5 protein-coding genes and 1 other RNA gene are annotated in these 9,014 nt (G+C 54.9%); 4 read left to right on the forward strand and 2 right to left on the reverse strand.

What is annotated here, in order from left to right:
• Positions 1-750: histidinol dehydrogenase (locus ABJK56_RS10370; protein ID WP_347244597.1), on the reverse strand; the 750-nt coding region annotated here is incomplete at its 3' end.
• Between the two features lie 752 nt (positions 751-1,502).
• On the opposite strand from ABJK56_RS10370, the gene ABJK56_RS10375 reads away from it, so the two are divergent.
• Both ABJK56_RS10375 and ABJK56_RS10380 read left to right on the forward strand, forming a co-directional pair.
• The gene (locus ABJK56_RS10375; protein WP_347244598.1) at positions 1,503-4,373 is read left to right on the forward strand and encodes a DUF1559 domain-containing protein; all 2,871 of its coding nucleotides are present in this window, start codon (positions 1,503-1,505) and stop codon (positions 4,371-4,373) included.
• A 937-nt stretch (positions 4,374-5,310) separates the two neighbouring features.
• On the forward strand, positions 5,311-6,237 hold the full coding sequence (locus ABJK56_RS10380; protein WP_347244599.1) for a DUF1570 domain-containing protein: 927 nt from the start codon (positions 5,311-5,313) through the stop codon (positions 6,235-6,237).
• A gap of 60 nt (positions 6,238-6,297) precedes the next feature.
• Here ABJK56_RS10380 and ABJK56_RS10385 read toward each other — a convergent pair whose 3' ends face one another.
• Positions 6,298-7,116: a nucleotidyltransferase family protein gene (locus tag ABJK56_RS10385; RefSeq protein WP_347244600.1), complete on the reverse strand. Its 819-nt coding sequence runs from the start codon at positions 7,114-7,116 to the stop codon at positions 6,298-6,300.
• A 358-nt stretch (positions 7,117-7,474) separates the two neighbouring features.
• Between ABJK56_RS10385 and ffs the strand changes: the two genes are divergently transcribed.
• Both ffs and dnaX read left to right on the forward strand, forming a co-directional pair.
• Positions 7,475-7,573, forward strand: an RNA gene (gene ffs / locus ABJK56_RS10390) — signal recognition particle sRNA small type.
• 127 nt (positions 7,574-7,700) lie between these two features.
• The coding region (gene dnaX, locus ABJK56_RS10395) for a DNA polymerase III subunit gamma/tau (RefSeq protein ID WP_347244601.1) at positions 7,701-9,014 on the forward strand (1,314 nt) is incomplete at its 3' end.

A 9,014-nucleotide genomic window follows, 5' to 3' on the forward strand; every position in this document is an offset into this window, starting at 1 on the left:
GATGTCCACCTCTCCAAACACATATTTTTTTGCCAGAGCTACAAACAAATTTCCAGGTCCCACAATCTTATCAACCTTAGGTGTACGTTCGGTGCCGTAGGCCAGCGCGGCGACGCCGTGGGCTCCCCCCAAGCGGTACACTTCGTTCACACCCAGCTCGAAACATGTTGCCAGAATGTCCGGATTGTAGGCGCCGAATTTGGTTGGCGGGACAAGGACGGCTATCTCCTTCACGCCGGCGCACTGGGCGGGGACCACCGTCATCAGCAGGGTGGACGGATAAGCCGCCGCACCGCCGGGAACACAGACTGCCACCCGCCGCACCGGACGGTAGCGCTCTCTGAGGTAGCCCCCAACTGTTTCGACGAGGATATCCTGATGAAGGATGGCCTTTTGATAGCGTTCAACGTTGGCACGGATGCGACGCACCGCGGTAAGAAAACCAGGATCGGCATCGCGATGGGCCTTTTCAAGCTCGTTGGCCGGTACGCGAATGCTCTCCCCATCGAGTGTGACGTTGTCAATCCTTGCGGAATAATCCAGAACAGCAACAAGACCGCGATTCTGGACATCGCGGCAGATGCGTTCCACAACCTGGCTGGGTGTCAACTCTTCCCCAAAAACTTCTTTCGTTTTGGCACGAGACGCAGGGCTGACGATATCTCCCTGAACGCCCAGTTTTCGACGCAAGGACGCGAGCAAGTAAGACGGGTCCTCTGACCGACAATCCACCCACGGAATGTTGAGCATTCAAACAATTCTCCTGCAATTTTAATCTTTCGAGATCTCGTCCAACGTCTTTATTGATGGTCGTTCCGGCCAATATGATTCCAGCGTATTCCGCCCGAAAAACTTGGCAATGGGCACTCCCTTGCCTTCGCCAGTGTGCTAGGTTCAGATAGTATTGCCCTTGACGAGTGAGACCGTCAATTCCATGGTGAACTCTTCGGGTAGTATGACCGGTGGGTGAGACTCTCTTCACAATCGAATGTCCTACGTGCTTGGCGAGGCTCCGCGTCCGACGCCTTGAGGCTGTCGGTGCGATTTGGCCCTGCCCAAAGTGCGGGAGTCTGGTACAGGTGACGCCCCCGCCAGGCTGGCAGCCACCGTCTGGAACTGGCAGCCCGGCCGATTCTTCGGGTGAAGAGCACTCACCAGCCAATCCTAATCCCCTCGAGGAAAGTCCGAAAAATGGCCTATCTCTGGACAAGGTCGCTACTCAAACTGAGAAAACTTTGACACCTGACCCCCAAACACTGCAAGACGCTCCATCAGAAAGCCCGGATTCTCGAACTGCCGAATCAGTTGACGGATCAGGGGAGCCATCGTCTTCCCGCGACAAACAGGCGAAAGAGCCGGCAGCCCCACACGCGGGGAGCTTGACCCGTCATAAGTGGATAGCAGCGGTTGGACTCTTGGTGCTCGCAGCATTTACCGGAGCTGTTTGCCTCCGATTTCTCGTCCCCCGAGCACCTGGACCAGTCGAGCGAGCGAGTCCTCTTATGGAACAGTTTGAGCCTGTTCCTTCCGCGAAAGTTCAAGAAGCCGAAACCGAACCGCCGGGCCGGTGGATCTTGGAGGCCGCCGGTGAGGATATCACAGAAGTTTTCGGGATGGACGATAGGGTTCCGGTGGCTGATCCACTTTTGACGTTTCTTCAGGTGCCGCTAGAACTGGAGGCCTATCGGACGTTTGCGGCTGAGTGTCAACATGCGATGGGTTTGAAACCGGAAAGCCTCGCCGTACATCTGGTGTATGGTAAATGGAGACAACCCTACGCATGCATTTTTGGACTGCTGCCCGACCAGCAAGCCGATTCGCTCAATCAATTTGGACAGGAACTGGCGCGTTACGGCACGTTTGTCCTGCGGCGTCTGTCAGATCCCGCAAAGAATCTGGGGTTTGCCGTCCTGGACTCGCACACCTTGCTGGTGGGTAAGGTTGATTTCCTGGATCGGGTTTTAAGACAACGCGCAACCACCGAAAACCCGAGCAAGAGTTCACAACATCCGCTGGCAGATGTCGTTCATGACGCCCAGCGGTTTCAGGTATTTTTCCTCGGAGAGGCTCACAGCGTTTATCCTATCTTCGGCGCAAAACGGCTGGCCGGTTTTCCAAAGCTGGTGGGGTTGCTGGAAACTCTGCAACAGAGGAGCGAGACGTTCTGCGCCGGATGGTTTCTCTCGAGCGATCAGATCAAGCTGACCTTCCGCTTGTCGTGTCGCCAAAAGGAAGATGCCGCATCCCTTCACGATCAGCTTGAAAAACTTCGGCTTGAGGCCCTGGAAAAGGCGAAATCGATCGAAAAGGAGGAAAGCCTGCTTGTGAAAATAACCCCTGCCGGAATGACTGCCGAGGAATGGTTGCCCACAATCAAAACAGTTAGTTCGTGCTTTGAACGTACGACAGTTTCTGTAGAAGAAACAGTGGTTGCGATTGAGTGGTCTCCGGCCCAACAGCCTGGCTTCATCCAAAATGTCGAAGCAACCGGTGAGGCCCTCGCACGGCTCTGGCATGCCCTCGCCGCAGTGCAGTCCTTCGTCCACGCGGAAAAATTCGGCGGCAGCCTTAACCGCTACGCCGAACACCAGAGAGGTTTTCCGCGTGCTGTGAGTGGGGGGGATCTTTTGCCCCCCGAAACCCGGCTGAGCTGGATTTCAGAACTCCTTCCTTACCTAGGTTACCCCGAATGGTCAAAAGGTCTTCAGCCAGGTTATTCCTGGAATGCGCCGCAAAATCAACCCGTTACCCAACGGTTTCTTCCCGAGGTGACCAACCCGCTGCTTGGTGCGACACAGCATGTCCCGGGATACTATGACACCCACATTGTGGGTGTGACGGGCGTGGGACCTGACTCCGGGAACCTTCCCCCTTCCAGCCCACGAGCAGGACTTTTCAATTTTCGTCAGCCAGTCACAAGGGAGGATGTAAAAGATGGGTTGTCCAACACACTGGCCCTTCTACCGGTAGAGAACCTCCTTGGTCCCTGGGCCGCCGGTGGCACACCCACGGCGAGAGCACTTACCACACCACCGTACGTGAAAGGCCCTGACGGCTTCGGTTCTGCCCTGCCCGATGGCATGCTTGCGGTGATGGCTGACGGTTCTGTGCGATTTATTCGCCGCGATGTCGACCCCCGCATCATGGAACAGCTTGCGACTATCGGGGGGGGAGAAGCAGTGAACCTCGAGACTATTGCACCTCCGTGGGCCAGTAACTCCCTTGGTGGTCAGCAGTCCGTTCAGCCGGAACTCAGGACATCCGGGCGTGAAGTTCCAGCGCGGACAACACGGTGCCGGCCCGGTGACACACCCTGTGGCTGTGAGTCCACAGCTCACGGCCTTGCAGCAAACAACATCGCGACACAGTTGAAGGTTGAGCTGCACATCGAGTCCTGGCCGGAGATTCCGCTGGGTCTAGCCCTTGCTCGGCTGACTGAATGGAGTTCGATACCCCTCGCCGTAGACCCGGAAACCCTCCTCTGGGAAAACACTTCCGACCTGGGAACTGTGATCCTCCAGCCGGGAAAAAAGACGATACAACAGATTCTGGAAGAGATTGCGGCCCAGCGGGGCTGGACTGTGCTTCCCTGCGGCAATCTGGTTGTGTTGTGCCGTCCCGAAAGGGTCAACAATAACATTATCTACAGAATTTCGCGTCTGCCTGGAGATGTTTCGGACAGGTTGCTCCAAACGATCATCGCCACCCTGGATAACACGCCAGAACAGCCAGGCAAGGCGCTAGAATACCACTCGAACAATAATGAGCAAGTTCTTCAAGGCCCCTTCATTCACATTCTCACAATTCGCACGTTACTGGAGCAACGGTATCCGCCGCAATCGCTCGCGAAAGCCGCTGAGCAATACTCGGCCCTCGGGCAGCCCATTTCCCTAAATTACTATGAGCCGACTCCGTTTATCGAAATAATAGCGACACTCAATCGCCTATCACAGCCACAGATACTCGTTGATTGGCCAATGCTTCTCTCTGAAGAAGTGCATCCCACTATGCCGATAACCTGTTCCGCCAATAACGAGCCCTACCTAAATGTTGTGCAAAGGTTGGCGGAAACGATCAATGCCACCGTCTATATTCTGAGCGAAAAAATCCTTCTCATAACGAGAAGTGATCGTTTTGATCGGCCTTATCTTCGCGCCTATTCGTTAAAAGAGGTACTCCAGCAGGGCCTGACGGTCGGGGCTTTGCGGGAACGTATCCTGCAAGAGTGTCACCCTCAAAATTGGTACGAGCGGGGTGGGATAGGGCGGATTTTTTTCACCGAGGACGGACAAACTGCGATTATCTATCAAGATGCCCCCACCCAGAACGAAATTCAGCAGTTTCTCCAACGGCTTTCTAGGGGTTCGCAATGAAATCCCGTGTATTCAACAGGATTACTCGCACGCTGTCTCCCGGGTTTTCTGTGGCCGCACATCTACTCGCGCGAGCGGTCAGACTATCTTTCCTTTTTATATCCTTATTGTTCCGCGTAATACGGTATGTCATCATTGGCGGGCTGCAATTCATTAATTCGGTAAGCGATGAGATCCGTACCATTCGCCTGGCAGATTGGTGGGACGAGTACGTTAATCGACAGATTGCGAAAATGGCCTTATGTTTATGGACTGTGCTCAGCGGAATCTCGTGGGTTGTCTTGCCTTATGGGCTGGGCTGGCGGCCGGAGATTGATTGCCCGCGGCGAGAATGCAAGTTTCTCGTAGACATTAACGCAGCCGATTGGCCTGAGCTCAGTCTGCTTCCTCGCATAGGACCGATTCTTTCGCAGAGGATCATCGCCGACCGCGATAACCACGGCCCTTTCAGACGACCAGAGGATCTGCTGCGAGTCCGGGGCATTGGTCCCGGAATTCTGCGAGGGATTCAACCATACCTAAAATTTTCGGACCAGCATGAGGAGAACGGAATCCCTTAGGAGTTTCGCGTCTCGCAACCAGGCGACAGGTCAGCTTTAGCGCAGCTATAGTCACACAATACCGCATATCCCTTTTAATAAAAGCCTTAATTAAAAGTTACTTAATTTAGCACGGATTCGGACGCGATTTGTCCTCCAAATCGCAGATTGTGCCGCCTTAGGCCGTCATTATGAAGAAGAAGTTATTCAATCACAGGGGCTTGGATAAAACGAGGACCAAGCTGGCTCTGGGGTTATTCCTGGCCTGGGCCATTCTGTTGCACACTGCATCTGCAAGTGGCACCGCCGTTGGCCCACTTTCTGGCATGATTGAATGCCAAGTGAGCGGAATCCAATTCGAGGGTATAATCCTCACCTGGACCTCCTCGGAAATTATCATGTTATCCAGAGATGGTTCGGTGAAGCGGATCCCGCGGGCTCTGGCCAGCGATTTTCGCACGACATCAGACACGTTGGTGCCGTTGCCCGTCCATGCCGTTCGTTCTCAACTGCAACGCGAATTCGGTCCCGAATACCGGGTGGTGAGCACGACCCATTACCTCGTTGTCGAGCCAGCTGACGCAACCACGCAATGGAGTCCCGTATTCGAGTCCGTGTTTCGAGAGGCGTGGCAGTTCGCGGCCCAGCGCAAATTGCCGGTTACAAAACCTGTTTTTGCGCTTGTGGCAGTCGTTTATCGCGATAGAAAAGCATTTGAAAATTCGCCTGAGGTTCGCCGCTGCAAATCCTACTCGTCTCAAGTACTCGGCCTCTACGACCCCCTATCGAATCGATGTCTCACCTTTGGTCAGCAGGCCTTCTCAAAATCGGTCGGATCAGCCGTCACTTTGGAATCGACCAAAAATGTCCTTCGCCACGAGGCATTCCATCAGTTCGCGGCGAACACCGGTTTACAGGGACGATTCACGGATACGCCGTCCTGGCTAGCGGAGGGCATGGCCATGATGTTCGAGAGTGGGCCGTGGGATGTTGCCCAATTACGCTCATCCGACCCGGACGAGTCTTTGCGAAAGATCACGGTCCAAATGCTTTCTCAGTTGCCCTCGGGATGGCTGCACAATATTGTAGGCAGCGACAGCTTATTCGAGCTCCAGCCCAGGAACGCCTACCTGGCCTCGTGGGCCACAGTTTGCTATTTAAGCGATCGACAGCTCTCCCAGTTCGTGACGTACCTCCGATACATTCAGAAGCAGCCGCCGTTCCAATCCTACTCCAGTGCTGCGCGCATCAAGGACTTTGAAGCGAGCTTTGGACGCAGCTGGGAGAAACTCGAGCGGAATATTCTCCAATATATCAACAGGTAGCCGCTGAGAAATGTGAAAAGAACAGGCCTACTGATTTTCTATTGGCGGATTGCATTGAGCCTACAGTTGGACAGAAACGTTAGCCAATCGGGCAGCCATGCTTGGAATGTCCGACCGACTTGTCATATCAAACACAGGCTCTCGCACGAGAACTGCCTGGAACTCTTCCCCCAACCGGTCGATCGCATATTGAACAGCGTCAGTGATCTCATATTCTCCGCGCGGCGATAGATCAATTCGACGGCACGCTTCAAAGATTGATGGTCGAAAACGCCAGCAATTCATGCTCAGCCACAAAGGGCGAGGCAATTGGCTCAGCACCTCCGCTGTGGGTTTTTCCAGAATACGAACGAGTCGCCCATCGCTATCTACCACTCCCACGGCAAACGCCTTGATGCGCTCGGCTGCGATGTTGCTTCGGGAAAGCATGGTATCCTGGTCAAAGAGCGCGACTCCGGCACCTTTCAGTGCGCGCAGACCAGCCAGCGCCGCAACAGGATAGTAATTATCTGAATTAATCATGATGAAATCGTCATCCCCGGCAAATTCTTCCGCTGCCGCCACGGCATTGGCTGTCCCCAATGGTTTCTCCTGCACTGCGAACGTTATACTCAAACGTCGAAGAGGAATCTCTTGCTGATATCGCCGTCGAAGTTCCTCGTGCTCAGGGGCTACCACCAGGCACACCTCGCTGTAACCCGCATCTGCGACAGATGAAAGCAAATAGTCGAGAAAGACCCGCCCATTGGCGAGCGGAATAAGTGCCTTTAACCCCCGTCGGGCGGCCTGCGCCTGGGATGCGTCCAGTGCAACCGATTGATCTTCTTTTTGCATCCGTGTCCCGAGTCCACGGGCGAGAATGACGACTTTGCGGATCACGGCCTCAAGCTCCTTCGATGATCAAATTTGATTCCCACGTTTGCTTTTGGGACGCCTGGGGTTTCGCGGCCAAACCTGCCACCGTCCAAGCGCCCGCATATCTCGCACACCGCCTGATGTTTTCGTCTAAAATGGGTCTGCTTCAGATTCTGCGGCTTCTTAGCACCCGGCGGAAGTCAGTGCTACCCACCGCTGCTACCAGTTTCTGCATGCTTATCACTAAAACGTTATTCAAAAATATCACGAAAAAGTTTTCCATGCGAGTTGTCATTGCGGGAGAAAGACACCCCGTCAGAGGGAGTCCCCTTTGACTTAACTGGGGAGACGACGTAACAATAAGGACAGGTGACGGGCCCGAGGCGAGAGGTCCCTACAATGGGGAGCTGCGAACCTGGTCAGGGACGAAAGTCAGCAGCCATAAGCAGTGATCTCCATGTGTAGCGGGCCTCTCGCCCCGGGTCGGTCACGTTACCCGCAAGGCACGGCTGTCGACCCAGGGATTATAGAAGATCGACAATCCTTTTGTGATTGCCAGAACGAGGCACGGGGATGCAATCCCCGCGTGACGGGAAATGCGGGGAAACATGGCAGCTCGCTCCAGAAAGAAGCAAGAATCCCCTCAGTCTGTAGCGGAATTGCAACCTAGGCGCAGCAGCGGTTACCTCGTCGTTGCCCGGCGATACCGACCCCAGACCTTTGACGAGCTCGTCGGCCAGGAACACGTCGCTACCGCTCTGAAAAACGCGATCAAAACAGGGCGAATTGGACACGCTTATCTGTTCACCGGTGCTCGTGGAGTAGGGAAAACATCCACGGCGCGGATTTTCTCCAAAGCTCTCAATTGCGTAAAAGGCCCCACGACTGAGCCCTGTAATGAGTGTGACATTTGCCGCAGCATCAGCGCCGGAGAAGACATCGACGTTTTGGAAATCGACGGGGCGAGCAACCGCGGTATCGAAGAAATTCGACAACTTCGGCAGAATGTTGTCGTCCGTCCCAGCCGGGCCCGGTTCAAGATTTACATCATTGACGAAGTCCACATGCTAACGAAAGAGGCCTTCAACGCCCTGCTGAAGACGCTGGAAGAGCCTCCCGAGCATGTGAAGTTCATCTTTTGCACCACCGAGCCTAACAAAGTACCGGTGACGATTCTTTCCCGATGCCAGCGGTTCGACTTCGCCGGTATTGAGAGTCAAACAATCGTTGCCCGTTTGAAACAGATTCTTGAAGCGGAAAATGTTTCGGCGGAAGCCGGGGTTCTGGAACTGCTGGCGCAGCGGGCTGGCGGATCGATGCGGGACGCCCAGTCCCTTCTCGAACAGTTGCTCTCCTTCGCTGACAAGGAGATCAAGCTTCAGGATGTCTTCGATCTCCTTGGAATGACGCGATGCGACGTTCTAGAAAGCCTGGCGGACTGCGCGGCTGATGGAAACGTCGGGCGAGTGTTGGAAATTTTCCATCAAGCCATCACGGAGGGGGCGGATCCGGCTCTGCTCGTCGAACAGTTCCTCACTTTCTTGCGCGACTGCATGGTCGCGGAAGTGGGGGGCTCCCCACAACTGTTTCTTACGGCAAAAGCCGAGGATGCCCAGCGGGTGCAGACAATAGCCCGGAAGTGGGGACTCCCCCGTTTGGTCGCTGCAATGCAGATTCTGGACCACACCCTGGCCAGGATGCGTGCCGTCACTTATGACCGAGTTTTAGCAGAGCTGGCTTTCGTGCGGATGAGCCGCCTGGGCGAGCTCGTTCAGGTCCATCGGCTGCTAGAAATTTTGAAAACCGGCCAGCTTGAAAGCTTCCCGCAACTCTCTTCCGGTGTTCCCTCCGTTGAAAGTGGCGGATTACAGAGGGGGCGTCCACTTCAGTCCCGCACCGCTCCGGCGCGGAGTACGGTTTCG

This window comes from Thermogutta sp. (assembly GCF_039793925.1).
Classification (GTDB): Bacteria; Planctomycetota; Planctomycetia; order Pirellulales; family Thermoguttaceae; genus Thermogutta.